19 protein-coding genes, 15 tRNA genes and 2 pseudogenes are annotated in these 24,293 nt (G+C 46.2%); 20 read left to right on the plus strand and 16 right to left on the minus strand.

Annotated elements, in window-relative coordinates; all coding sequences use genetic code 11:
- The first annotated feature begins 60 nt into the window (after window positions 1–60).
- On the plus strand, window positions 61–705 hold the full coding sequence (maiA, locus tag AC0VXX_RS06035; RefSeq protein ID WP_475516360.1) for a maleylacetoacetate isomerase: 645 nt from the start codon (window positions 61–63) through the stop codon (window positions 703–705).
- A gap of 57 nt (window positions 706–762) precedes the next feature.
- On the opposite strand, the gene AC0VXX_RS06040 is transcribed toward maiA, so the two are convergent.
- Window positions 763–1,653: a LysR family transcriptional regulator gene (locus AC0VXX_RS06040; protein ID WP_475516361.1), complete on the minus strand. Its 891-nt coding sequence runs from the start codon at window positions 1,651–1,653 to the stop codon at window positions 763–765.
- Between the two features lie 461 nt (window positions 1,654–2,114).
- On the opposite strand from AC0VXX_RS06040, the gene AC0VXX_RS06045 reads away from it, so the two are divergent.
- The gene (locus tag AC0VXX_RS06045; RefSeq protein WP_475516362.1) at window positions 2,115–3,332 is read left to right on the plus strand and encodes an MFS transporter; all 1,218 of its coding nucleotides are present in this window, start codon (window positions 2,115–2,117) and stop codon (window positions 3,330–3,332) included.
- Between the two features lie 42 nt (window positions 3,333–3,374).
- Here AC0VXX_RS06045 and AC0VXX_RS06050 read toward each other — a convergent pair whose 3' ends face one another.
- The 5 genes and pseudogenes from AC0VXX_RS06050 to AC0VXX_RS06070 form a co-directional block, all read right to left on the minus strand.
- Window positions 3,375–4,745 (minus strand): sigma-54-dependent transcriptional regulator, encoded by a 1,371-nt coding sequence (locus tag AC0VXX_RS06050; RefSeq protein ID WP_475516363.1) that lies wholly within the window; start codon window positions 4,743–4,745, stop codon window positions 3,375–3,377.
- Window positions 4,742–6,565 (minus strand): ATP-binding protein, encoded by a 1,824-nt coding sequence (locus tag AC0VXX_RS06055; RefSeq protein ID WP_475516364.1) that lies wholly within the window; start codon window positions 6,563–6,565, stop codon window positions 4,742–4,744. Before AC0VXX_RS06055 ends, AC0VXX_RS06050 begins: the two co-directional genes overlap by 4 nt.
- Before the next feature lie 91 nt (window positions 6,566–6,656).
- Entirely contained in the window at window positions 6,657–8,054 is a 1,398-nt protein-coding gene (locus AC0VXX_RS06060; RefSeq protein WP_475516365.1) for a TRAP transporter large permease, read from the minus strand.
- Window positions 8,054–8,692, minus strand: a complete 639-nt coding sequence (locus tag AC0VXX_RS06065; RefSeq protein ID WP_475516366.1) for a TRAP transporter small permease — start codon at window positions 8,690–8,692, stop codon at window positions 8,054–8,056. The genes AC0VXX_RS06060 and AC0VXX_RS06065 overlap by 1 nt, the downstream gene beginning before the upstream one ends.
- Before the next feature lie 88 nt (window positions 8,693–8,780).
- A pseudogene (locus AC0VXX_RS06070) lies at window positions 8,781–9,599 on the minus strand (DctP family TRAP transporter solute-binding subunit); the annotation flags it as partial.
- Window positions 9,600–9,673: 74 nt separating this feature from the next.
- Here AC0VXX_RS06070 and AC0VXX_RS06075 point away from each other — a divergent pair.
- A protein-coding gene (locus tag AC0VXX_RS06075; protein WP_475514037.1) for an IS3 family transposase occupies window positions 9,674–11,229 on the plus strand; the annotation gives its coding sequence in 2 pieces (ribosomal slippage) (window positions 9,674–10,127 and window positions 10,127–11,229; 1,557 coding nt in all).
- A gap of 39 nt (window positions 11,230–11,268) precedes the next feature.
- Here AC0VXX_RS06075 and AC0VXX_RS06080 read toward each other — a convergent pair.
- The 8 genes and pseudogenes from AC0VXX_RS06080 to AC0VXX_RS06115 form a co-directional block, all read right to left on the minus strand.
- Window positions 11,269–11,475, minus strand: a pseudogene (locus tag AC0VXX_RS06080) (C4-dicarboxylate ABC transporter); the annotation flags it as partial.
- Between the two features lie 765 nt (window positions 11,476–12,240).
- Window positions 12,241–12,468, minus strand: coding sequence for a hypothetical protein (locus tag AC0VXX_RS06085; RefSeq protein WP_475516367.1), 228 nt, complete (start codon window positions 12,466–12,468; stop codon window positions 12,241–12,243).
- 151 nt (window positions 12,469–12,619) lie between these two features.
- Window positions 12,620–12,695, minus strand: a tRNA-Val gene (locus tag AC0VXX_RS06090).
- Between the two features lie 37 nt (window positions 12,696–12,732).
- Window positions 12,733–12,808 (minus strand) — tRNA-Val (locus AC0VXX_RS06095).
- Between the two features lie 37 nt (window positions 12,809–12,845).
- Window positions 12,846–12,921, minus strand: a tRNA-Val gene (locus tag AC0VXX_RS06100).
- A 37-nt stretch (window positions 12,922–12,958) separates the two neighbouring features.
- Window positions 12,959–13,034 (minus strand) — tRNA-Val (locus AC0VXX_RS06105).
- 37 nt (window positions 13,035–13,071) lie between these two features.
- Window positions 13,072–13,147, minus strand: a tRNA-Val gene (locus AC0VXX_RS06110).
- A 37-nt stretch (window positions 13,148–13,184) separates the two neighbouring features.
- A tRNA-Val gene (locus AC0VXX_RS06115) sits at window positions 13,185–13,260 on the minus strand.
- Window positions 13,261–13,910: 650 nt separating this feature from the next.
- On the opposite strand from AC0VXX_RS06115, the gene gltX reads away from it, so the two are divergent.
- From gltX to AC0VXX_RS06165, 10 genes are all read left to right on the plus strand, one after another.
- Complete coding sequence (gene gltX / locus AC0VXX_RS06120) at window positions 13,911–15,320, plus strand: glutamate--tRNA ligase (RefSeq protein WP_475516368.1); 1,410 nt, start codon at window positions 13,911–13,913, stop codon at window positions 15,318–15,320.
- A 104-nt stretch (window positions 15,321–15,424) separates the two neighbouring features.
- Window positions 15,425–15,500, plus strand: a tRNA-Ala gene (locus AC0VXX_RS06125).
- A gap of 160 nt (window positions 15,501–15,660) precedes the next feature.
- Window positions 15,661–15,736: transfer RNA gene (locus AC0VXX_RS06130), tRNA-Glu, on the plus strand.
- Window positions 15,737–15,842: 106 nt separating this feature from the next.
- Window positions 15,843–15,918 (plus strand) — tRNA-Glu (locus AC0VXX_RS06135).
- A 106-nt stretch (window positions 15,919–16,024) separates the two neighbouring features.
- Window positions 16,025–16,100 (plus strand) — tRNA-Glu (locus AC0VXX_RS06140).
- Between the two features lie 106 nt (window positions 16,101–16,206).
- Window positions 16,207–16,282: transfer RNA gene (locus AC0VXX_RS06145), tRNA-Glu, on the plus strand.
- A 106-nt stretch (window positions 16,283–16,388) separates the two neighbouring features.
- A tRNA-Glu gene (locus AC0VXX_RS06150) sits at window positions 16,389–16,464 on the plus strand.
- A 106-nt stretch (window positions 16,465–16,570) separates the two neighbouring features.
- Window positions 16,571–16,646, plus strand: a tRNA-Glu gene (locus AC0VXX_RS06155).
- Between the two features lie 106 nt (window positions 16,647–16,752).
- Window positions 16,753–16,828: transfer RNA gene (locus tag AC0VXX_RS06160), tRNA-Glu, on the plus strand.
- A 52-nt stretch (window positions 16,829–16,880) separates the two neighbouring features.
- Window positions 16,881–16,956, plus strand: a tRNA-Ala gene (locus AC0VXX_RS06165).
- Window positions 16,957–17,465: 509 nt separating this feature from the next.
- On the opposite strand, the gene AC0VXX_RS06170 is transcribed toward AC0VXX_RS06165, so the two are convergent.
- On the minus strand, window positions 17,466–19,295 hold the full coding sequence (locus AC0VXX_RS06170; protein ID WP_475516369.1) for an ABC transporter ATP-binding protein: 1,830 nt from the start codon (window positions 19,293–19,295) through the stop codon (window positions 17,466–17,468).
- A 292-nt stretch (window positions 19,296–19,587) separates the two neighbouring features.
- Here AC0VXX_RS06170 and AC0VXX_RS06175 point away from each other — a divergent pair, with 292 nt between their 5' ends.
- The 3 genes from AC0VXX_RS06175 (at window position 19,588) to AC0VXX_RS06185 (ending at window position 20,847) form a co-directional block, all read left to right on the plus strand.
- A complete protein-coding gene (locus AC0VXX_RS06175; protein ID WP_475516949.1) occupies window positions 19,588–19,734 on the plus strand; it encodes an Ada metal-binding domain-containing protein in 147 nt (48 codons plus the stop codon).
- Between the two features lie 313 nt (window positions 19,735–20,047).
- Window positions 20,048–20,317: a type II toxin-antitoxin system TacA family antitoxin gene (locus AC0VXX_RS06180; protein WP_475516370.1), complete on the plus strand. Its 270-nt coding sequence runs from the start codon at window positions 20,048–20,050 to the stop codon at window positions 20,315–20,317.
- Complete coding sequence (locus tag AC0VXX_RS06185; RefSeq protein ID WP_475516371.1) at window positions 20,314–20,847, plus strand: GNAT family N-acetyltransferase; 534 nt, start codon at window positions 20,314–20,316, stop codon at window positions 20,845–20,847. Before AC0VXX_RS06180 ends, AC0VXX_RS06185 begins: the two co-directional genes overlap by 4 nt.
- 1 nt (window position 20,848) lies before the next feature.
- Here the strand turns inward: AC0VXX_RS06185 and AC0VXX_RS06190 are convergent, their stop codons facing one another.
- A complete protein-coding gene (locus AC0VXX_RS06190) occupies window positions 20,849–21,148 on the minus strand; it encodes a hypothetical protein (RefSeq protein ID WP_475516372.1) in 300 nt (99 codons plus the stop codon).
- A 38-nt stretch (window positions 21,149–21,186) separates the two neighbouring features.
- On the opposite strand from AC0VXX_RS06190, the gene AC0VXX_RS06195 reads away from it, so the two are divergent.
- The 4 genes from AC0VXX_RS06195 (at window position 21,187) to AC0VXX_RS06210 (ending at window position 24,255) form a co-directional block, all read left to right on the plus strand.
- The gene (locus tag AC0VXX_RS06195; protein WP_475516373.1) at window positions 21,187–21,798 is read left to right on the plus strand and encodes a DNA-3-methyladenine glycosylase family protein; all 612 of its coding nucleotides are present in this window, start codon (window positions 21,187–21,189) and stop codon (window positions 21,796–21,798) included.
- The gene (locus AC0VXX_RS06200) at window positions 21,795–22,379 is read left to right on the plus strand and encodes a methylated-DNA--[protein]-cysteine S-methyltransferase (RefSeq protein WP_475516374.1); all 585 of its coding nucleotides are present in this window, start codon (window positions 21,795–21,797) and stop codon (window positions 22,377–22,379) included. Before AC0VXX_RS06195 ends, AC0VXX_RS06200 begins: the two co-directional genes overlap by 4 nt.
- Window positions 22,380–22,442: 63 nt before the next feature.
- Complete coding sequence (locus AC0VXX_RS06205) at window positions 22,443–23,741, plus strand: DEAD/DEAH box helicase (protein ID WP_475516375.1); 1,299 nt, start codon at window positions 22,443–22,445, stop codon at window positions 23,739–23,741.
- Window positions 23,742–23,784: 43 nt separating this feature from the next.
- On the plus strand, window positions 23,785–24,255 hold the full coding sequence (locus tag AC0VXX_RS06210; RefSeq protein ID WP_475516376.1) for a phosphatase domain-containing protein: 471 nt from the start codon (window positions 23,785–23,787) through the stop codon (window positions 24,253–24,255).
- Window positions 24,256–24,293 lie beyond the last annotated feature (38 nt).

Here is a 24,293-nt window from a genome sequence, read left to right on the forward strand (position 1 = left end):
GGGGCGACAGTAATGCGCCCCGTTTTTGTCGCCAGGGTTTTTCGGCATAGGGAGTGGAGCATGAAATTATTAGGTTATTGGCGCTCGAGCGCCGCTTATCGAGTACGCATCGCACTGAATATAAAAGGTGTCGATGTTGAGCATCAATCGATACATTTAGTTAAAGCGGGCGGTGAGCAACATCAAGCCGATTACGCCGCATTGAATCCTCAGGAGTTAGTGCCAACCTTAATTGAGGGCGATGATGAGCTGGCGTTATCACAATCGCTGGCGATAATTGAATACCTCGATGAGGTTTATCCCGAGCCACCCCTCTTGCCCCATGATGTGAAAGATAAAGCCATAGTGCGCGCCATGGCACTGGCTATCGCCTGTGAAGTCCACCCGCTTAATAATCTCAGAGTGCTGCAATATTTAAGTGGCCCGGCGGGACTTGATGAAGCGGCTAAATCGGCATGGTATCACCACTGGATCCACAGTGGTTTTAGCGCGCTTGAAACCCAATTGGCAACCTATGCCGGGCGTTACTGCTTTGGTGATACTGTCACCTTGGCGGATCTGTGTTTAATTCCTCAGGTATATAACGCCAAGCGCTTTAATGTTGCATTGAGCGCCTATCCGCATATTGAGCGCATTTATGATAATTGCCTACAACTTGATGCGTTTATTCACGCCTCCCCCGAGCTGCAAGCCGATGCGCAGTGAGATCTAATTAGGCTAACCTTAATGAGCTGATATGGCCTAATCCCCGTCTAGCCGGTATTAGCGATGGGTCATCAGAAAGTTGACAAAGGCTCGGTCAGCCAGTCCGACGGGGCGCTCTTTGTTCCAAGCAATATACAAATCTAGATAGACCGCAGGTGAAAAGGGCCGCGCCAAAATATTATCGCGCTGCTCTATCACCATCTCTAACACACTCGTGATGGCATAGCCTTGTGCCACCACCTGTTTAATCAAGTTGATCAAGTTGGTTTCAAAGGCAATGTTGGCCTCCAATCCTAACTGTTTGGCTTGAGACAGCATCCACTCTCGATGAAAGTATCCGGGTTTAAACATCACCAATTCATGTTGGAAAAATTGCGTAAGATTGATGCTGCTTTGCTCTGCCAGTGGGTGATCTTCACCTAGGGCGACCACCATTTGTTCTCTCAGTAGTAGGTGACTGTCGAAGTTGGCTTGCAGATCTTGGCCTGTGATGATGGCAATATCGACCTCTTCATTTTGCAACATGCGCAAACTGTCGCGGGTACCGCCCTCAAATAATGATAGTTTCAAATCGGGATAACGATGGCGAAAGGCCATTAAGCGCGAGGGTAAATAGTAAGAACCCAGCATGCCGGGCACCGCAATGCGCACTTCTCCCTTAGTCAGGTTCGCCATCGATTTGATGTGAGCCTCAGCCTGTTTAAGTTGTTTGATGATCAGACAAGCGTGCTGATGCAGGGCGTTACCCTCGGCGGTGAGGGTCAAACGACTGCCATCTTGGCCACGGTAATGTTTATTACGATTGATCAAGGTGACGCCTAAATCGGTTTCCAGTCGTTTGATGCTTTGACTCAGTGCCGGCTGGGCAATATTGAGTTGTTTGGCCGCCAAGGTAAAACTGCCTTTGGTGGCTAAGGCATCGAAATGTTTAAGTTGTTTGATATCCACATCATTGCTCACTGAGTTGGTTAGCTGCTAGTGTTGTCATCGCTAGGGCCGTTATAGCTTGGCTCATTATTAAAGGTCACTTGGATCTTGGTCAGTGGTACTAGAATCTTTGAATACCAAAGCACTTTTGAATTTAAGTGCTTCTGAATCTAAGCACTTCTGAATCTATGGGTTTACCACTAAGCACTCTTGGATCTAAGCGCTCTTGGAACATAGTGCTTTGGAGCTAAGCCGCCCGAGCCAAAGCGCTTGAATCTAATCTCTTGAATCTAATCTATAGCATCGACCCATTTATCACCCGTAGCCCAGTTTATGTTACTCAAGGCTATGCCAACTAAGATGATTGAGTTTAAATATGTCCATAATAAAATAATATGGACTTAATCAAAATAATCTATTTTTGTTATGTTAGGGCTAATGCTAGCCTGTGTCTATTGAGTTAATAGAGAAGTGTGTCACCCATGAGTCATCAACAACTGCAAACCCGGTTAATATGGGGGCTGTCCTTAGCCTCTGTGGTTGTGTATATCAATTTATATTTGGTGCAAGGCATGCTGCCACTCATTGCTAGTAGTTTTCATGTGTTACCCGCGCACGCCACATTACTGCTGTCGGTGACCAGCTTCTCGTTAGCCTTTTCATTGCTGTTTTATGCCACCTTGTCGGACAAAATTGGTCGCAGAAAGCCACTGTTGTGGAGTTTAGGGCTGCTAGTACTTGCCGATGTCATGTTGCTGTTCGTGACAGAGTTTAGTGATTTGATTGCACTGCGGTTGATCCAAGGGGCTCTATTGGCGGCGGTGCCCGCCATTTCGATGGCCTATTTTAAAGATATGCTCGATAAGTCGGTTTTACTGAAAGCAGGAGCGGTTTACATTGCGGCCAACAGTTTGGGCGGTATTGCTGGGCGATTACTCGGCGGTGTCATGACGCAATACCTTAATTGGCAACAATCGATGTTATTACTGATAAGCATTACCGCCCTTGGCACCTTAGTCGTGATAGGGCTGTTGCCTAATCGCGATAAAATTCGCGCCGAGCGTGGTGAGATTAAATTACGTTTTCAGCGCAGCGACGCCCAAGGATTTTGGCTACACCTTAGCGATAGCACCATGATTAAATTGTATTTACTGGGTGCTATGGCCTTTATGGTGATGGTCAATCAATTTAGTTATATTCAGCTGCACCTGATGCAAGCGCCCTTCAACTGGGGGCGTTTTGAGGTGACCTTGATTTTTCTCTGCTATTTGAGTGGCACTTATGCCTCTTTTCGCTCGGCTAAGTGGGTGAATAAATTAGGTCGCCAACCCTTATTTGTGTTGTCGACATTAATGATGTGTCTGGGGAGCATGGTGACCTTATTCGATAGTAGTGAGGCGATTGTGGTTGGCTTTATCTTGTCCAGTTTTGGTTTTTTCACTTTTCATAGTGTCTGTAATGCCTGGGTGGCCCAGCGCGCGCAGCAACATAGAGCAAAAGCCACAGCCTTGTATCTGTGCAGTTACTATCTTGGTGCGGCGATAGGTGGCCCTTATCTATTACCCTTTTGGCAGCATTGGGGCTGGAATGGTGTAGTGGGCGGCAGTTTAGTGGTGTTATTGCTGGTGGCCGTGTTGGTATTGTATTTGGCACGCGCCCAGCGGCGCGCCCCCGCATCTTTGATTGATGTGGCCGGTTAGGCGAAATACCTCGGCGGTTTATCTACAGTGACTGCCAATGCCTTATTGAATAAAGGTTTTACGATTGAGACCAAATTTTTGCATCTTGTCATACAGGGTTTTGCGCGGTAATTCGAGCTGCTGCATGGTCAATTTGATACTGCCTTTATTGACATTGAGCGCCTCCTCAATCAGCAGGCGCTCAAAAAACTCTACCCGTTGCTGTAGTGACATATTGGCATTGAGTTGATGACTTGGGGTCATCGATGTGGCAAAGGCCGCTTCGCCGCCAAGCAGGACATAGCGTTCGGCAAGGTTTCTTAACTCCCTGACATTACCCGGCCAATCATGAGAGATCAGCTGAGCGGTATTTTCTGTCGACAGTGGAATAAGTGCTTTGTGGTAACGCGCCGATGCGACACGGGCAAAGTGTAAAAATAACAGCGGAATATCTTCCCGGCGTTCACGCAGCGCAGGGATAGGTATGGTGACGAGGTTAAGGCGATACAAGAGATCTTGGCGAAACTCGCCAGTATCGCACAGGGATTTAAGGTTCACCTTAGTCGCGGCAATGATGCGAATATCTAAGACTATACTCTTGTTTGACCCCAGTCGTTCTACTTTTCTATCTTCAAGCACGCGCAGTAACTTTACTTGTAAGGCCAGCGGGGTACTTTCAATCTCATCGAGAAACAGGGTGCCACCGTTAGCGTATTCGAACTTACCTATGCGGGTTTTGTCGGCTCCAGTAAAGGCACCGGCCTCTGCGCCAAATAGTTCACTTTCGATAATGGTTTCAGGGATCGCGCCGCAATTGATGGCAACAAAATTGGCGGCGCTGCGGACACTATGATCGTGTAAGTAGCGCGCCACTAACTCCTTGCCAGTGCCAGTTTCCCCCTCGATTAAGATGTCGGCAGGCATGTCGAGTACTTGCTCGATAATATGGCGCATCTGTTTTATGCCAGGGCTGTGACCCAGTATGCGTGGCCCTGGCGTACTGTGTGATTCGAGCTCCTTTTTGAGGCTGCGATTTTCCAGTGTCAGGCTGCGTTTTTCAAGGGCGCGTTTAGCAATGTCGAGCATATGTTCGTTATTAAACGGCTTTTCAATAAAGTCGTACGCCCCTTGTTTTAGCGCCTGCACCGCCATGGCGATATCACCGTGCCCCGTGAGTAAGATAATAGGCATATCTTTATCTTGGCTTAAGAGATTCGCCATCAGTGTTAAGCCGTCGATATGTGGCATGTTTACGTCGGAGATCACCACCCCAGGCCAGTTTGGAGGCAAGGCGTTCATTAGCTGTTGTGGCTCGGTAAGGGCGAGTGCTCGATAAGATTCCAGCTCAAATAACTGGACCAATGCGCAGCCGATCAGGGGTTCATCATCGACAATAATAATGTCGTACTGTGTAAGTTCATCGGTTAGCATCATGGCGTTCCTGGTGTATATGTGGCCAAGGTAATGTTAAAAATGGCGCCGCCTTCGATGCGGTTAGCCACGTTTATTTGCCCTTGCATGGTTTCGATGATCCGCCGTGAAATAGACAAACCAAGTCCGAGCCCATGGCGAGAATTAGTGTAATAGGGGTCGAAGATTTTTTTCATTTGGCTCTCTTCAATCCCAGAACCACTATCTTCGATGCTAATGTTGACTCTATCCGTCACCATTACGCCGATAATCAACTGTTTAGGTGAACTGTGTTGCATGGCTTTAATGGCATTGCTCATTAAATTCACCAGTACCTGCTGTAGCCGGATAGGATCGCACCAAATATGGGTCTGGTTATCGGCGACATTAAGTTGCAGCTCAACCCCCTGTTTATCGACTTCTGGCTGAATAATGGTTAAGGCATCGTTGATGCACTGGGCTACGTTGGTGGCTTTCTCGTTGCCAGCACTTTTACGGGTGAAGCTTTTAAATTGCGACACGATAGCGGCCAGCCTGTCGGTTAACTCTATGATAGTGATGATATTATGCCCTACATCATCCCACTTGGCTCTGGCCAGTAAGGTTTGGGTATTCTGGGCGTAACTGCGGATAGCCGCCAAGGGCTGATTGATCTCATGATTGATACTGGCCGATAAACTGCCTATCACGGTGAGCTTAGCGGCTTGGATTAACTCATCTTGGGTCTCTTTGAGTTGTCGATGGCTGCTCTCTAAAGCCTGAGTACGTTCTTGTACTCTTTGCTCTAACTGTTCGTGTGCGTGACGCATTCGTAGGCTGTTTTTACGTCGCTCAATGGCGTACAGCAAGGCTAGGGCTATTAACAGGTATAAGGCGCCATAAAGCAGCAATAAGGGCGGCATAGCCTGATAAGTTGGTGCCATAGGGGCTAGGATATGCAATTTCCAACCAGCCTCTGCCATTACTGTTTGGCTGTCCATGTAGTCAATGGCGTTGTTATTGCTGTGGTTAATCCGGTAGATAGGGTAGCGCTTATCCGCTGGATCTGTGTATGGCGGCTCAATGGTTAATTCGTGGATAGTTCTATCGGCATAGCGGCGTGACTGCTTAATCTGCTGTTGCCGCTCGGGTGTTACCGCATTGAAAGCGGCCAGACGCCATTGTGGGGCGCTCGAGATAAAGATGATGTCATCGGGATCGCTAATGGCAAATTCATAATTGCTGGCTCTGGCCATACCGGTACCGTGCTGCTCTATCTCGGTAACATCGACCTTTACCACTATTACACCAAGAATTTCTGGTTGCACTTGCTCTGCAGATTGACGTTGTCCGCTAGCATAGATGGGGTAAGAGAAATAATAGCCGCGTTTATTTGAACTGGTGCCCACGGCAAAGTAGCGTCCGAGTTGGCCCTTTATCGCTTGTTGGAAATAGGGGCGAAAGGCAAAGTTTTGTCCGATAAACGAGTAACTTTGCTGCCAATTACTGGCGGCAATGGCATCGCCGTTGGCATTGACCAGATAGATATCGAGCGCTTCGGTGATACTCTGGATCTCTTGTAAATACTGATTTAATGCGCTGAGGGGGCCTGTGTCACCTTGTTGCTGCAGTGCGTTGACCAATAATGGATTTTTCGACAGTACGTGAGGGATGCTTTGATAACGAGATAGGGCGCCCGATAGAAAACTGACCAGCTCTTTCATCTGCGCGGCAGATTGACGTTGAGTCTGCTGGTAGCCATGATCTAAATGAAACCAATAGGCGATATTTAATACCAGCACTAGGCCTAATGCGATAATCAAAGTGACGCTGAGGTATTTTTTTGTTTTTATATTCATTGACATAAAATGCATGTCCGCATCAACAATAGTGAGTCTGGCAAGGGGAAAGCTACCGTTGCCAGACTCACTTAATTGTTAATTAAAATCAAGTTATTTAATAACCATTTAACTTATCAATATATTCAGGCAGGAATAACGAGATCTGTGGAACGTAAGTGATCAGTGCTAAGAAGAACAGCAACAATAGCAACCAAGGTAAACAGGATTGAATCACCCATCCCATGCTGCGCCCCGTGATCCCCGCGGTCACAAACAAGTTGAGCCCTACCGGCGGGGTGAGCATACCAATCTCCATATTGACCACCATGATGATGCCTAAATGGATAGGATCAATGCCCAATTGCGTCGCGATTGGGAATAAAATTGGCGCCATGATGAGCAAAATTGCCGAGGGTTCCATAAAGTTACCTGCAGCTAGCAGTAACAGGTTGACTATGATGAGGAAGCCCCAAACGGGAAGCCCCATGCCAACGATGGTTTCGGCAATTAAGTGTGGGATGCGCTCAGTGGTGAGCACGTGGGCAAATAACATCGCATTAGCGATGATAAACAGCAGCATAATACTGACTTTAGCGCCATCTCTGACCACGTGGCGGATCTCTTTGTCCACCGGGGTTTTAAGCACGGCAAGCAAGATAAAACCGATATTACGTGCACAAGCCTTTAGAAGGGACTCGCCGCGCTCTCGCCAGCTGACATTTTTTAGTGGCCCAATATCGCGATAGCCAAATACGGCAATAAAGTAAGCGTAAACACACGCTACCGCAGCAGCTTCAGTAGGGCTGGCAATACCACCATAGATAGAGCCTAATACAATAAAAATCAGCGCTAGGCCGCCCATGGCTTTGGCACTGGAAAGCGCTAATACTCTTACCCCCGGAAAGGGGCGAGAGGGGAGCTTCTTTATGCGGGCAACAATGTAGATGGCGAGCATGAGTAAAAGCCCCATCATTAATCCCGGTATTAACCCTGCCATAAACATTCTGGCTGCAGACACTTCGGTAGCGGCGGCGTAAACCAGCATGACGATGGAAGGGGGGATCAAGATGCCTAATGTCCCTGAGGTGGTAATAACGCCCGCGGCAAATTTTTCCGGATAGCCCGCGCGCACCATACCCACGATGACGATAGAGCCAATGGCGGCAACGGTTGCAGGCGATGAACCAGAGACCGCAGCAAAGAGCATACAGGCCATGACAGAGGCCATGGCTAATCCGCCACGAATATGACCAACACTGTCCATGGCAAAGTCGATGATCCGCCGCGCCACACCACCGGTTGATAAGAAGGCTGAGGAGAGAATAAAAAAGGGGATCGCCAGCAGGGTATAATGCTCAGAGGTCGACTCATACAGTTTAAGGGCGATTGAGGCCAGTGAGTCATCAGAAAACAATAAGATGGTGAGCATGCTAGAAAAACCTAGCGCAATGGCAATAGGCATACCGATGAGCATGCACAGAAACAGACTAATAAACAGGATGGCAATCGTCATTACTTATCTCCCTTGGTGCCAACATCAGGCTTATCACTGTTATTTTCAGCAAGATGCATGCTTTCCTTGGCTTCATCGGCAAAACTAAAACCATCAGTTTTATTTTGTAAAATAGCGATAGCTAATTCGATAAAACGCCATGTGAGTAATGCAAAGCCAATTAATAAGATACTTTGTGACATCCACAGTGGTACGGCGGGCTCTTCAACATCGATGCGTAAATATTCCCAGGCATTGTCTGGGTCAAGCTGGCTAATTAAAAAGTGCGGTAAGTCGATGTCTTCCATCGGTACGCCCACTTGGTACATTTTTGCAAGGTAATCCCAGCTGCCTTGTAAAAACATAGCGCAGTAAATTAAGCAGACAATGACGGCAATAATAGCGGTGACTTTACGGCCTTTTTTGGGTAGTTTTTTGACAAAGGCATCGACGCCGATGTGGGCGCCGACCTTCACACCATAAGACATACCAAATAATACAAACCAACCACACAGGGTGAGTGTCAGTTCCTGGATCCACAGAAAACCTGTGTTAAAGAAAAAGCGCGCAATCACTTCAGCGAACACCAACACCGTCATGGTGGTGATTAACGCATTGAGCACACCTTCTTCAAAATATGAAAATACACGAGATATCATCTCTGTTGCTCCTTAAATAGGAAAGAGGCCGCCAGCCGTGAGCTCGGCCTCAATACATCCCTATTAGCTTAGCGAATCGTTATTGTTGTTATTTGTTTGCAGCGACGGCGGCTTCGATAAGATCTTTACCAATTTTATCTTCAAACTGTGCCCATACTGGCTTCATGGCAGTGACCCAAGCGGCGCGTTGTTCTGGAGTCAAATAGGTAATTTCTGAGCGCTTAGAGTCGATAATGGCTTGCTTATCTTTATCGACTTTGGCCGCCGCAATCTCGTTACCATAAGCAACCGCTTCATCTAAGGCAGCTTTGATCACTTTACGCTTATCATTTGGGAGTGATGTCCAGAATTCATCAGAGGTCACCACCATGTAATCTAAAACGCCGTGATTACTCTCGGTAATATGGCTTTGCACTTCGAAAAATTTCTTCGAGTAGATATTTGACCAGGTATTTTCTTGACCATCGATAGCACGTGTTTGCAGTAGCGTGAACACTTCTGAGAAGGGTTTTTTCACCGGTATCGCATCGACTGCTTGAAATTGGGCAGCCAAAACGTCAGATGCCATAATGCGAAACTTTTTGCCGCCAGCATCTTCCGGCAAGATCAGTGGGCTACTGGCGGAAAACTGCTTCATGCCATTGTGAAGATAACCAAGCCCGACAAGGCCTTTTCGCTTCATCGAGTTTAATAATTTTTGTCCTGACTCGCTTTGTTGAAAACGATTAACCGCTTCCATATCTTGAAATAGGAAAGGTAAATCAAAAATTTGTAGTTTCTTGGTGTAACGTTCAAATTTAGACAGCGACGGTGCTACAAATTGCACATCATTGAGCAGTAATGCTGACAATTCGTTATTGTCACCAAACAGCTGTGAATTTGGGAATACGTTAACCTGATACTCGCCCCCTGTGTCAGGATTGTTGTCACCCCTTAAAATCATCCAATAATTAAATAAAGGGGGCGGTCAATGAGAGCTCAATGGCACGATATTCACCTGAACGTAAAGACGCTGTCTTAAAGAAATTATTACCTCCCCACAATATGACGGTCACGGAAGTGGCTCGCAGTGAGGGGATCTCCTACCAAACCCTGTATCATTGGCGAGATAAAGCCAAAAAAGAGGGTCGCCCTGTGCCAGGTAAAACATTAACCAGTAATGATTGGTCAGCTGAAGCTAAGTTTGCAGTTCTCATTGAAACAGCACCAATGTCAGAAACTGAAATCAGCCAATATTGCCGAGAAAAAGGCTTGTTTCGAGAACAAGTTCAGCAGTGGAAACAAGATTGTTTAGGTGGTTTTAAGACGAGTGAAGTTCAAGCTAAAACGATTAAGCAGCAAGCCAAATCAGACAAGGCAGAAATAAAATACCTGCAACGAGAATTACGTTATAAGGAGAAGGCACTCGCTGAAGCTGCGGCTTTACTGGTGCTTAGAAAAAAGCTCAATGCGCTTTGGGAGGACGACAGCGAGGAGAGTTAACGCCTTTGCCTAAGCGCATAACACTGGTGGATTTAATACAAGAAGCTTATGCCCACGGTGCGCGTCTTTACAAAGCTTGCGCTGAAGCAGAGTTAAGTAAACGGACGTATCGCCGCTGGTATCGAGCAGGAAAAGTGCAGGCAGATTTAAGGCCTACGGCAGTAAGACGGGCGCCTGCTAACAAGCTTAATGATGATGAGCAAGAGCAGATATTGGCAACCTCTAATGAGGTAAGGTTTGCAAGCCTACCTCCCTCACAAATCGTGCCGACACTGCTTGATGAGGGGGTCTATATCGCTTCAGAGTCGAGTTTTTATCGAGTGTTAAAAGCCAATGAACAATTAAATCGGCGTGGGCGAAGCCAAGGCGTAACAAAAAGAAGCAAACCAGATGCTTACGTTGCAGATGGGCCAAACAAAGTATGGTCTTGGGATATTACTTATTTAGCCTCGGTCATCAAAGGGCGCTTTTATTATCTGTATATGTTTGAGGATATTTATAGCCGTAAGATAGTGGGTTATGAAGTCCATGACCGAGAATGTGGTGAGCTAGCGGCCGAGTTAATGCAGCGCAATATGCTACGTGAGCAATGCTTCAAAAAACCGTTAGTACTGCACTCTGATAACGGTGCTCCGATGAAGTCATTGACGATGAAAGCCAAGCTTGAAGAGTTAGGTGTTACCGCTTCGTTAAGTAGACCAAGCGTAAGCAATGACAATCCTTACTCCGAAGCATTATTCAGAACCTTAAAGTATCGGCCGGAATGGCCTAGCTCTGGCTTTAAAAACATCACCGAGGCACGGGAATGGGTAGAAGAGTTTGTGACTTGGTACAATACCAAACATAAGCACAGTAAGCTCAATTTTGTATCACCGAGTGAGCGACATGCGATGCAAGATAAAGCGATTTTATCTAAGCGTAAGGAGGTACTAGAAGAGGCAAGATCAAGAAACCCTAAACGCTGGCCAAACGGTATAAGGAACTGTGACGTTATCGGTGAGGTAGTGTTGAACCCAAAAAAAGAGTCTGAAACTGAAACAAGAAATGCAGCTTAAAATTTAAGTAAAGAGTGCCAACTACCTTGAAAAACACCGCTCGCCAGGGAGTCGCTCTTCAACTAAGGCTTTAAACTTAAGAGCCATTTGGCCTTTTGGTGTGTTCTCGGCAACCACGTGAGAGAATTTAATCTCTACTGGGGCGGCAGAAACCGATAAGCTGGCGCTTAATAGGGTCACTACAGAGGTCAGCCTAAGCAGTTGCTTAAGTGAGTGTCGGGTGAAAAAGGTGTTAGATATACTCATGCTATTTTCCCTTATGTTATTAATCCTTTTGGCTTTATAGGCCATAGAGGTTGAGTTTACTGACGAACTTAATAAGGAAGTATAGGCAAGGAGTAGGCCACAAATGTTATTTATTGGTAAATACAAAGATCTCAACAGGTTGCATTTTGACAAGAGGTTAAGTGTCATTAAGAATGGGGCAAATCTCGCCGGTTAAATTTGTTTGAATGGGTGGAAAATGACCCATTAATCAACAGGCATATGGATAGCGCACTTGCAATGTAAACTCGGTCGGTTTTCGTATTCATGAATTGGTTGGCAGATCACGTAACCATGACGCGCTAAACTGAGTTGGCTCAGAGTGATATTGTCAATGGAATAATAGGCTTATGACGTGCTAGCCACTTGAGATAAAAAAAGTGAGCCTGAGGAGGGAAAGGGATCATGTAAGACCCCCTTTTTAAGCAAATGCAAAGAGATGTTAGCAAGGCTGTTACCTTATTTGCGGATTAAGCTTACTTAGGCGCAAATCATAGGGGAAACGATAGCGGGGAATAACCATCTGCGGTATTAATCATAGGAGTAAATATCTGCTTATTCTTGATGATTATCAGGTACAACTAGAATGTTATCACTGGATGATTAGACTCACTTGTTAGCTTAATTACTCTAGGCATAACCCGATTATCTCATCAATAAATAGAGTACTGATTCAACTTGGTGGAGACTAATATTGGTGGTTTGTGAGGCCGTGTAAATCAATACTAGCCAAGAAGGGTCGCCGTATTATTTTATTGGTTCAATTCGTTTCAGGATTGCATCACTAGGTAATAATTCTAAATGGCCATGAGCATCAAAATACCAGCCTGTAATAAAGCCTTTTTGCCGCATAGCGACCAAATTTTGCATGACTTCTTTAGCTTCAACCATAGCTTGCTGCTCATCACACTCATTGGTGAGTTTTAAATAGGCTGCGATACTTGCAAGCGAGGCTGACTGTGTGATTTCGGCCATAAGAACCACCAATACTCATCGGGTTTTAATCTCAATATCATTGAAGAATAGTCGAGGTGAGTCGTTTAGCAATGGTCAATTTTGGCCAAAACTTATGGCGAATAGGCTGATTAATTCTAAATAGGGGAATTGTAATGCATAAGAGGAAATATGGTGGTCGATACTGGGCTCGAACCAGTGACCCCCTCCTTGTAAGGGAGGTGCTCTCCCAGCTGAGCTAATCGACCTGGGATTTCATAATGTTTTAATTCTTTATGAGAAGAATGGTGGTCGATACTGGGCTCGAACCAGTGACCCCCTCCTTGTAAGGGAGGTGCTCTCCCAGCTGAGCTAATCGACCTGGGATTTCATAATGTTTTAATTCTCTATGAAAAGAATGGTGGTCGATACTGGGCTCGAACCAGTGACCCCCTCCTTGTAAGGGAGGTGCTCTCCCAGCTGAGCTAATCGACCTGGGATTTCATAATGTTTTAATTCTTTATGAAAAGAATGGTGGTCGATACTGGGCTCGAACCAGTGACCCCCTCCTTGTAAGGGAGGTGCTCTCCCAGCTGAGCTAATCGACCTGGGATTTCATAATGTTTTAATTCTCTATGAAAAGAATGGTGGTCGATACTGGGCTCGAACCAGTGACCCCCTCCTTGTAAGGGAGGTGCTCTCCCAGCTGAGCTAATCGACCTGGGATTTCATAATGTTTTAATTCTTTATGAAAAGAATGGTGGTCGATACTGGGCTCGAACCAGTGACCCCCTCCTTGTAAGGGAGGTGCTCTCCCAGCTGAGCTAATCGACCTCGCTGTGTGGGGCCGTATTATAGGGAGCGTTGATCGAGTGTCAACGCTTTTTTCGATAAAAACGTTAGTCCGGTTCAAATTTGTGCGGACTGCGTTAATGTTAAACAGAGAGGGGGCTTACATCAGCTTGAAGCGATTAAATATTGTCTGTTGTGTTAGGGGGTCTCATTGAATCACTGGAAGCAATTCAACTTGCTATAGATAAAGCCTTGGCTTTTAGAGGCAGCATAACCTTGTGCTACTGAGGTTCTTTATTGGGAGCCGTTACCATAGTCCAGTTTAAGGTAAGTCGAGTTAGCGTTTTTAATTGCTAGATTCGAGAGGTCATTGACCGATACTGCTCAATAATTGCTTTTTGGGTATCAAAGCGAATCTATTAGTCTGTTTCAATACTCATTAGATTAATGTCCTGTATAAAGTATAAATGCGCTTACCTTACGCTTACCTTAAATGAGTGGCTCCAATATTAATGATTAAAGGCACCAAGTGTACATTTAGTTTGTGGCAGCCTTGTGGTGGCTGTCGATGATGGCTTATCACGATGATATGATGCAGAGTATTTTCTCTTAGTGGATTTGGCTGTTAGAATAGCCCCCACATTAATAGTTCAGTCTACTCTAGACTTTCGACAATAGGTTTATGTCCCATTATGACGACTAAGACGCGTTTCGCTCCAAGTCCTACCGGCTTTTTACATGTAGGTGGTGCTCGTACTGCACTTTATTCATGGCTATATGCCCGTGCTAACCAAGGTGAATTTGTTTTACGTATCGAAGATACCGATATTGAGCGTTCAACACCTGAAGCATGCGAAGCCATATTAGAAGGCATGCAGTGGTTGGGGCTTAATTGGGATGAAGGTCCATACTACCAAACTAAGCGTTTTGACCGTTACAACGAAATTATTGCTCAGATGCTAGAGCAGGGCACTGCGTATAAGTGTTACTGCACCCGTGAACGTATTGAATCTATGCGTGAAGAGCAAGCGGCCAAGGGTGAGCAACAAAAATATGACGGCTACTGTCGTGATAAGGCGCCACGAGACACTGACGAGCCTTTTGTTATTCGTTTTAAAAACCCGACTGAAGGCAGCGTAGTCTTTGATGATCATGTTCGTGGTCGTATCGAAATCTCTAATCAGCTGCTCGATGATCTCATCATCGCACGTACTGACGGTACGCCGACTTATAACTTCTGTGTTGTGGTTGATGACTGGGATATGGGTATCACTTGTGTTGTGCGTGGTGAAGACCACATTAATAACACCCCTCGTCAAATCAACATCCTTAAAGCTTTGGGTGCACCTATCCCAGAATATGCGCATGTGGCGATGATTTTGGGCGATGATGGTGCCAAGCTATCTAAGCGCCATGGTGCAGTAGGGGTGATGCAGTATCGTGATGACGGTTTCTTACCTGAAGCATTGCTTAACTATTTAGTGCGTCTAGGCTGGTCTCATGGCGACCAAGAAGTGTTTTCTATCGATGAGATGAAGCAACTGTTTAAGCTCGAGGATATCAATAAAGCGGCTTCGGCTTTTAATACCGATAAACTTATTTGGTTAAACCAGCATTATATGAAAGAGCTTGCACCAGAATATGTAGCTAAGCATCTTGAATGGCATATGGCTGATCAAAACATCGATACCAGTAATGGTCCTGCACTCGCTGATGTGGTTACCGCGTTGGCTGAGCGAGCTAAGACCCTTAAAGAGTTAGCGGCGTCTAGTCGTTACTTCTATGAAGACTTTGCTGAGTTCGATGAAACTGCCGCTAAAAAGCATCTTCGTGGTGTGGCGCTGGAGCCATTACAACTGGTTCAGCAAAAATTAGCCGCATTACCAGAGTGGACTTTGGAAGGAATACACCAAGCGATAGAAGATACCGCGACTGAATTAGACGTTGGTATGGGTAAGGTCGGTATGCCACTGCGTGTTGCCGTAACCGGTGCGGGTATGTCACCTGCTGTTGATTTAACCTTATTCCTCGTTGGCAAGGCTCGTTGTGAGCAAAGAATCTCCAAAGCGATTGAATTTGTAGCAAATAGAATAAATTCCTAAAAAACGAGTTGACACTTTTGGGTGTGCTGCATAGAATGCGCCTCGCAGTTGGGACACAGCGTAGCAAATGCTTGCAGTGCACTCAAAGGTGATAAGTTAGGTAAGGGGCCTTAGCTCAGCTGGGAGAGCGCAACACTGGCAGTGTTGAGGTCAGCGGTTCGATCCCGCTAGGCTCCACCATCTACTTTATCAAAGCATTGTATTCTTGGTTAGCAAGAGCGCCTACAGGCATCAATGAGTATTCACTCGATACAGAGTCTAACGTATCACCTAGCATTGATGTTTAGCCTACAGACATTAATGAGTATTCACTCGGTACAGAGTATAACGTGCCAACAGTGTCCCATTCGTCTAGAGGCCTAGGACACCGCCCTTTCACGGCGGTAACAGGGGTTCGAATCCCCTATGGGATACCACTTTTTGAGTGGTTGACTGACAAGTTAACGATTCGATAGCGTTGAAGCGATAGCCTACTGGCTTTAACGAGTATTCACTCGGTACAGAGTATAACGTACCAACAGTGTCCCATTCGTCTAGAGGCCTAGGACACCGCCCTTTCACGGCGGTAACAGGGGTTCGAATCCCCTATGGGATACCACTTTTTGAGTGGTTGACTGACAAGTTGACGATTCGATAGCGTTGAAGCGATAGCCTACTGGCTTCAACGAGTATTCACTCGGTACAGAGTATAACGTACCAACAGTGTCCCATTCGTCTAGAGGCCTAGGACACCGCCCTTTCACGGCGGTAACAGGGGTTCGAATCCCCTATGGGATACCACTTTTTGAGTGGTTGACTAATAAGTTGACGATTCGATAGCGTTGAAGCGATAGCCTACTGGCTTTAACGAGTATTCACTCGGTACAGAGTATAACGTGCCAACAGTGTCCCATTCGTCTAGAGGCCTAGGACACCGCCCTTTCACGGCGGTAACAGGGGTTCGAATCCCCTATGGGATACCACTTTTTGAGTGGTTGACTGACAAGTTGACGATTCGATAGCGTTGAAGCGATAGCCTACTGGCTTTAACGAGTATTCACTCGGTACAGAGTATAACGTGCCAACAGTGTCCCATTCGTCTAGAGGCCTAGGACACCGCCCTTTCACGGCGGTAACAGGGGTTCGAATCCCCTATGGGATACCACTTTTTGAGTGGTTGACTGACAAGTTGACGATTCGATAGCGTTGAAGCGATAGCCTACTGGCTTTAACGAGTATTCACTCGGTACAGAGTATAACGTGCCAACAGTGTCCCATTCGTCTAGAGGCCTAGGACACCGCCCTTTCACGGCGGTAACAGGGGTTCGAATCCCCTATGGGATACCACTTTTTGAGTGGTTGACTGACAAGTTAACGATTCGATAGCGTTGAAGCGATAGCCTACTGGCTTCAACGAGTATTCACTCGGTACAGAGTATAACGTGCCAACAGTGTCCCATTCGTCTAGAGGCCTAGGACACCGCCCTTTCACGGCGGTAACAGGGGTTCGAATCCCCTATGGGATACCACTATTTAACCTTTTGTGTTATCTATGGTTTTCATATATAGTAACGTGAATTTGGGGCCTTAGCTCAGCTGGGAGAGCGCAACACTGGCAGTGTTGAGGTCAGCGGTTCGATCCCGCTAGGCTCCACCAAATCAACGTCTTGTACGTTGGAAGAAACCACCTTAATTGGTGGTTTTTTTTCGCCTAAATTTTTGATTCAGACTTCATGGGCCACTATGCCTTTGCCTGACTCGACTCTCTGGCTCTCCGACGTCTTGACTGATTCTCTGGCATTTTTATGTCTTCAGCTAATGTACGTGATGACACTCTCCTAATTTCAGCTAAACCCATTGGCCATATCAGCTTGTTAGCGACCAGCGCTGATCTCTGGTGCGCGTCAACTACTGATAGCTAATGAGCCTATTGAGATAGTATCTACTGAGTTCTCGTCTATTCAGATAGTGGTGATTCAGGATTCGGATAGTGGCGATTCAGATAGTGGCGATGATAACCCAAGTGCCAAGCGGTATTTCCGACTCTAGAGAGCAGACTGTGCAGGGAAGGGAAGGGTAACTCCTTAATCCTAAAGCATAAAAAAGCCTCTTTGCTGGGTATGTAGGCAAAGAGGCGGGTGTTGAGGTTAAGGTTAACGTGTAGGCTTAATCTATGCCTAAGAAACCGCCAGTTTGATGTGCCCAAAGCTGGGCGTAAATGCCGCCTTGTGCTATCAATGCTTGGTGAGTGCCTTGTTCAACAATTTTGCCTTGATCCAGTACGATAAGTCGGTCCATAGCGGCAATCGTTGACAGGCGATGAGCGATGGCGATAACGGTTTTACCTTCCATCAGCTGATATAAACTCTCCTGAATCGCCGCTTCAATTTCGGAGTCTAATGCCGATGTGGCCTCGTCGAGCAGTAAGATAGGTGCATTTTTGAGTAATACTCTTGCAATTGCGATGCGTTGGCGTTGACCACCAGAGAGTTTTACGCCGCGCTCGCCGACCTGAGCATCTAACCCATGATTACCTTCGGGATCGCTTAATTCATTAATAAAGTCATAGGCCTGTGCCTGCCTGATGGCATTGTCTAACTCCTCTTCTGTGGCATCTGGCTTACCGTAGCGAATGTTGTCACGGATGGAGCGATGCAGCAGGGAGGTGTCTTGAGTCACCATACCAATATTTGAACGCAGCGAGTCTTGTGTCACCAATCTGATGTCCTGATCGTCAATGGCAATCGTGCCTTTTTCGACATCATGAAAGCGCATTAGTAGGTTAACTAGGGTCGATTTGCCCGCACCTGAGCGCCCCACCAAGCCAACTTTTTCACCGGCTTTGATATTGAGGTTTAGCGCATCGATAACGCCGCTCTTTTCGCCATAATGAAAACTGACGTTGTCAAAATCGATTTTGCCTTCGCGCACCTCTAATTCGCTGGCTTGCTCACTGTCTTCAATGTCTGTGGGTTTGGCCAAGGTGTTCATGCCGTCGGCGACGGTACCGATATTTTCAAACAGTGAGCTAATTTCCCACATGATCCACTGGGACATGCCGTTTAAACGTAAGGATAAACTCACCGCTACAGCAATCGCGCCAATGGTGATGGCACTGTCACGCCAAAGCCAAATAGAGACGGCGGCAATGGTAAAGGCCAGCAGGTAGTTAATCACCTGCACGCTCACGTTAATACCTGTAACTAAGCGCATTTGTCTATAAACCGTGTCGAGGAAGCCTGTCATGCTCTCTTTGGCATATTGTGCTTCTTGCTGCGTATGGGAAAACAGTTTCACCGTGGCGATATTGGTATAACTATCGACAATACGTCCTGTCATAGATGAACGTGCATCAGCTTGCTCTGTCGACACTTTTTTTAGTTTTGGTAAGAAATAGATCTGCAGGCCAATATACAAGCCTAACCAGACTAACATGGGTAACATTAAGCGAAAATCGGCATCGGCGATGATCACCAACATCGACAAAAAATAAACCAAGATATACACCAGTACATCCAGTAATTTGGTGACGGTTTCACGTACGGCCAGTGACGTTTGCATCACTTTAGTGGCAATACGCCCGGCAAAGTCATTTTGATAAAAGGAAACGCTTTGTTTGAGCAGATATCGATGGGCTAACCAACGAATTGACATAGGGTAGTTACCCAGCAAGCCTTGATATACCACTAACGCATGCAGCAACACTAAGGTCGGAATGACCACCAAAACCAGCACTGACATCATCAGCAGCTTGCCACCTTGTTGTTCAAACAGGGTCGCGGGATCGTGGTTAGCCAATAAATCCACTAAATCCCCCATAAAGGCGAAGAGCGAGACTTCTAATATGGCTAAGGCGGCAGTTAAAATCGACATCAATACTAGGGGAATTTCAAACCCTTTGGTGTAATGGCGGCAAAAAGCGTAAATACCCCTTGGCGGTTGTTGGGGATCCTCATCGGGTAAGGCGTTAACCCAAGATTCAAATAACTTAAACATTAATGTCCTTATAGACTGAGAATGAGTGATAATTTTTTATGAATATCACATATTACCAGAAGCTTAATGATTAATGTCTATCAAGGGTTAACTAAAACAGATCTATTCAAGGAGGCCAGTCGATAGGCTAGGGGAATGCCAGAAAGCTTAGTGTATATCGTGTGGGGTTTTGTTTTGTGGTATTAGGTTGAGCGCCGTTTTCCGCTAGTATCAGGTTGCCGCTTGGATTAGAGTTAGCTCAATCCAACCGATGATCTCTCGGAGCTTACCTTCAATGAATTGTGATAACCGAATGACAAACGAGAGTTTTCGCCGCGCCCGGTTGTCGCGTGATCGGCGTTTTGATGGCCTTTTTTTCGTCGGGGTGTTCTCTACCAGGATCTATTGCAGGCCTATTTGCGCGGCTGTGGCAGCCAAAGAGCACTTTTATAATTCTTAATCGTGTTTGATCATTAATAATATAGTTTGATATTTTTTGGCGCTTTGGGTGAGGAAGCGGATTAAGGACTAACACATTTCTGCCCCTTTATTCGCTAAAGTAGATACTCATTCACATGCTGTTAATGTGCGTTTGCCATACTACATACTAAGAGTTATCTGAACTCAGCTCCCGACGAATTAATGCATCTCAGTGTCGTATCGAGATTATTACGCTTTTTATAATCCGTAATCTTTCCGTACAAGTTGAATGTGTTCAATGTTTGAACTATAATCTCTGTCGTTACGGAATACGTCCGTACACTGGAGGAGTTATGGCAACAGCACGTTTAGATATCCGTCTTGATGCAGAGATAAAAGCGAAAGCAGAAAAGGCATCAGCATTGCTTGGTCTGAAAAGTTTAACTGAATATGTAGTTAGGCTTATGGACGAAGATGCAACACACGTAATTGAGGAGTACGAAAGTATCGTGGTTCAAGATAGTGTCTTTGACGCATTTATGGCTGCTTGTAACAAAGCAAAAGCGCCAAATCAAGCTTTGTTGGAAGCTGCAAAATTCACAGATGAGAGCGGTATCAAGTGAGTTGGGGTAAAGAGTTCGTAGAACTTAGTAAATCATATCACGACCGCAACTCATTCGACTGTGGTGAGCAAGATCTAAATACATTTATCAAAACTCAAGCAGCAAAGCATATGGAAGCAGGTATTAGTCGAACAATGATTCTCCCTAGTGCTCAGCCATTGCTTAATCAGAAGTTTGCAATATGTGCATTTTACAGTGTTGCGCCTAGCTCAATCAGTCGAGAAACCTTACCAGCGCAACTAGCAAAGAAACTTCCTCGATACCCAATTCCAGTGTTTCTTTTAGCTCAGTTAGCTGTGCATAAGGAATTTCACGGCTCTGGGCTAGGAAAAGTCAGTTTAATCCGTGCACTGAACTACCTTTGGGAAGTTAACCACCATATGAGGGCATATGCTATTGTCGTGGACTGTCTCACTGATTCAGCACAGGCATTCTATACAAAATTTGGCTTTGAAGTATTGTGTGAACATAATGGACGCATTCGCATGTTTCTACCAATGAAAACGATAGAAAGACTTTTTAACCAATGAGTTAATAATATAGAAAATAATAATTAGCGTCGATTTTTTCTCTGGCCACCGCAAGATCCTGGCAGGCTTGATAGTATTCTTTGCTTATCGTGCGTAACTGCTCATTCAGCTTATTTTCATTTTCCTTGGCTTCGGCCTCAACACTCACCATTCGCTGTCTTACTTCATCGATAAACTGTTGATTATTCTCAATCTTAAGCTGAGCTTTGGCAACCTCTGTTCGCAGATTCTCATTAGTTTCTCGAGATTCTTTATTGTTACTGGTCAACTCTAATATTTGATTTTGTAGCTGCTCAACCACCAACGCTTTTTCATTTTCTTGTTGTTCTAGATGCCGATTTGATTGAGGTCGAGAGCCGGCTTGCGGCGCTGAGTGAGTATTTGCCCGCGATCAATAGTGGTGTTCGCATACCCGGTGTGTGGTCACCATTTGAGGCGGCGTGTCGGGCTGTGCTGGGGCAACAGGTGAGTGTGCTGCAATCGGTAACGCTATTGCAGGCATTAGTGGATCATTATGGTGAGACGGTGATGATTGAGGGGCGTCGGCTGAGACTCTTTCCCACTGCCGAAGTCATCGCTGGCGCATCGCTCGATTGTCTCAAGGTGCCCAGTGCAAGAAAGGCAGCATTAAAGGCGTTAGCACTGTTTATTCAACATCATCCCCATGCTTCAGTTGATGAGTGGTTGTCAATTAAGGGAATAGGGCCTTGGACGGTCGATTATGTGCGCCTAAGAGGCTTAAGTTTACCCGACATCTTATTAGCCAGTGATCTCGTTGTGAGGCATCAGCTGCTTGCAAATTTGTCTAAAGTTGGAAATGCTAAGCATCTTGATGACGCTGTCATTAAAGGTGAACAACAGCGATATTATTCAGCGCAAACTGAGTGTCTTAGCAGCCAAATTTCACCTTGGGGCAGTTATCTAACATTTCAATTATGGAGCCAGCAATGAGCCTAGTTTGTGTCAAACACTATCGAGCGATGTCGAAAAACGATGGTGAAGCGAGCTTTATGCCAATCGTAAAACAAACCATAACCACAGACATGGGCCATATTGTCATCGCCGCCAATCGATTTGGCCTTTCTGATTTAACCTTTAAGCCAACAGAAGCGGACAACTGGACCGCAAGAGATATCACCTTAATCGCCGCAACAGATGCAGATAAGCAGCTAGCCAATGAGCATTTACAGCAAGCCAAGAGCGAGGTAGAGCAATACTGCTTAGGCAAGCTTACAGGGTTTACCGTGCCGTTAGCCCCCGTTGGCACTGTGTTTCAGCATCAGGTTTGGCAAGCACTGTTAACCCAGCCTTACGGGAAATCATGTAGTTATAGCGATATAGCCAATGTGATTGATAATCCCAACGCGGTGAGGGCGGTGGGCAGCGCTAACGGCGCGAATCACATTGCGATTATTATCCCCTGTCATCGAATCATAGGTAAAAGCGGTACCTTAACGGGTTATGCTTATGGGCTTGCGATAAAACAGCAACTATTGACCCTAGAGCGCGGTGGTGTTGCTGGTAAATTGTAAGCTTTCTGGATGCTTTTACAGTACAATATTGGGCTATATAATATTTTGGCACCCTGTTTAGTTATGACCTCAGAAAACCGTTCCGTCACTGGCACCACCAGTCCTATCACTTTTAGCCAGCTTAATCTTAATGAAACACTGCTAGCACGCTTGCACGCGTTGGGTTACACCCAGCCCACAGCCGTGCAGCAGCAGGCTATTCCTGTAGTGCTAGCGGGGGGCGATCTCTTAGCGGGTGCCAATACTGGATCGGGTAAGACAGCCGCTTTTGCGCTGCCTTTGCTGCAAAAACTGAGCGGCCAACGTGTCAGTGGGGGGAATTATGTCAGCGCGTTAGTCTTAGTGCCCACCCGTGAGCTGGCACAGCAGGTTGCCGACAGCTTTATCAGTTATGGCGCAGGGCTGGAGCCCAAGGCGAAAGTATTAGCAGTCTATGGCGGCGTATCGGTTAATACCCAGATGCTAGCCTTACGTGGTGGCGCTGACGTATTAGTTGCGACGCCAGGGCGACTACTCGATTTAGTGTCTAGCAACGCAATAAAGCTAAGCAAGGTACAGACTTTAGTACTCGATGAAGCCGATCGCATGTTAAATCTAGGCTTTGACGACGAACTTAAGCAGATCTTAGCCCTGTTACCCAAGCGTAAGCAGACCTTGCTGTTTTCGGCGACGTTTCCTGAAGAGGTGCGCGAGCTTACCACGGCGCTATTAGATCAACCGGTTGAGATCCAGCTGCAAGATGATGAGCCGCAAACCATCCATCAACGGGTATTTACTGTCAATCGAGAGCGTAAAACCGCATTACTGGCTGAATTAATTAAGACCCATGCTTGGTCACAGGTGCTGGTATTTGCCAGTGCCAAAAATAGCTGTAATCGTGTAGCGCAGAAACTGGCTAAACAAGGTATTACGGCCGAGGTTTTTCATAGCGATAAAGCGCAAGGGACCCGAACCCGTCTGCTGGAGGCTTTTAAGCGTGCAGAAGTGACGGTACTTATCGCGACCGATATTGCCGCCCGTGGTATCGATATCGAAAAATTACCTGTGGTGATCAACTACGAACTGCCGAGAAGTCCAGCCGATTATATGCATCGTATTGGGCGCAGTGGTCGAGCAGGCGAGGCCGGTGAAGCGATTTCGCTGATAAGCCATGAAGACTATCATCACTTTTCTGTCATCGAGAAAAAGAACAAGATTCGCTTACCTAGAGAGCAATATCCAGGTTTCGAAGCCGACGAGCAAGTGCCAGAAGAACTCCTCTCTCGTATGGACAAGCCAACGGCAAAACCTGCGGGAACCGGTAAAAAAAAGCGTAAAAAGTTACCTAAGATCAATGAACAACTATGGAACAATAAGCCATAGTAAGTATTCGTTTTCTGTTAATGAGTAGATAAAAGGAAGGGTTATGCAGCACCTTTTTTGGTTGGTAGAAGGACGAATCGCGGGTCGATGTGGCCCCAATAAGGAAAACTGGGACATTAACGAGTTAAAACAAGGCGGTATCGGCGCCGTGTTATCGGTTAATGGCGGTGAGATGTGTGAGCCTGAGGTGTTTGAAGATCACGGCCTTCGTTATGCCTGTATTCCCTTTTCACGTAATGTACCGCCACAGGAAGGTGATGTCGCGGTTTGTGCCGAACAACTGCCTAAAGCGCTGGCGTTTATTAAGCAATGTGAAGCCGACGATATTGCTGTACTTATTCATTGCCGCTCAGGTAAAGATCGCACCGCGCTACTGATGGCCTATTATTTAATGAGCAATGGGGCTGCGCCGCTGCATGCGGTCAGCCAAGTGCGGGCTATTCGTGATATTGCTTTTAGTGCAGAGGGCTGGGATCAGTTCGCATTTGACGTACTATATGCTATACAAGATTGACCTCCATAGCCTATGTTAATCAGTAGGCTATTGATCTG

This window comes from Shewanella sp. QJM3NY_23 (assembly GCF_056173105.1).

Coding starts and splice junctions, on each gene's coding strand:
- maiA (WP_475516360.1), top strand. CDS start 61: ATGAAATTATTAGGTTATTGGCGCTCGAGCGCCGCTTATCGAGTACGC.
- AC0VXX_RS06045 (WP_475516362.1), top strand. CDS start 2,115: ATGAGTCATCAACAACTGCAAACCCGGTTAATATGGGGGCTGTCCTTA.
- AC0VXX_RS06050 (WP_475516363.1), bottom strand. CDS start 4,745: ATGATGCTAACCGATGAACTTACACAGTACGACATTATTATTGTCGAT.
- AC0VXX_RS06055 (WP_475516364.1), bottom strand. CDS start 6,565: ATGTCAATGAATATAAAAACAAAAAAATACCTCAGCGTCACTTTGATT.
- AC0VXX_RS06060 (WP_475516365.1), bottom strand. CDS start 8,054: ATGACGATTGCCATCCTGTTTATTAGTCTGTTTCTGTGCATGCTCATC.
- AC0VXX_RS06065 (WP_475516366.1), bottom strand. CDS start 8,692: ATGATATCTCGTGTATTTTCATATTTTGAAGAAGGTGTGCTCAATGCG.
- AC0VXX_RS06085 (WP_475516367.1), bottom strand. CDS start 12,468: ATGGCCGAAATCACACAGTCAGCCTCGCTTGCAAGTATCGCAGCCTAT.
- gltX (WP_475516368.1), top strand. CDS start 13,911: ATGACGACTAAGACGCGTTTCGCTCCAAGTCCTACCGGCTTTTTACAT.
- AC0VXX_RS06170 (WP_475516369.1), bottom strand. CDS start 19,295: ATGTTTAAGTTATTTGAATCTTGGGTTAACGCCTTACCCGATGAGGAT.
- AC0VXX_RS06175 (WP_475516949.1), top strand. CDS start 19,588: ATGACAAACGAGAGTTTTCGCCGCGCCCGGTTGTCGCGTGATCGGCGT.
- AC0VXX_RS06180 (WP_475516370.1), top strand. CDS start 20,048: ATGGCAACAGCACGTTTAGATATCCGTCTTGATGCAGAGATAAAAGCG.
- AC0VXX_RS06200 (WP_475516374.1), top strand. CDS start 21,795: ATGAGCCTAGTTTGTGTCAAACACTATCGAGCGATGTCGAAAAACGAT.
- AC0VXX_RS06205 (WP_475516375.1), top strand. CDS start 22,443: ATGACCTCAGAAAACCGTTCCGTCACTGGCACCACCAGTCCTATCACT.
- AC0VXX_RS06210 (WP_475516376.1), top strand. CDS start 23,785: ATGCAGCACCTTTTTTGGTTGGTAGAAGGACGAATCGCGGGTCGATGT.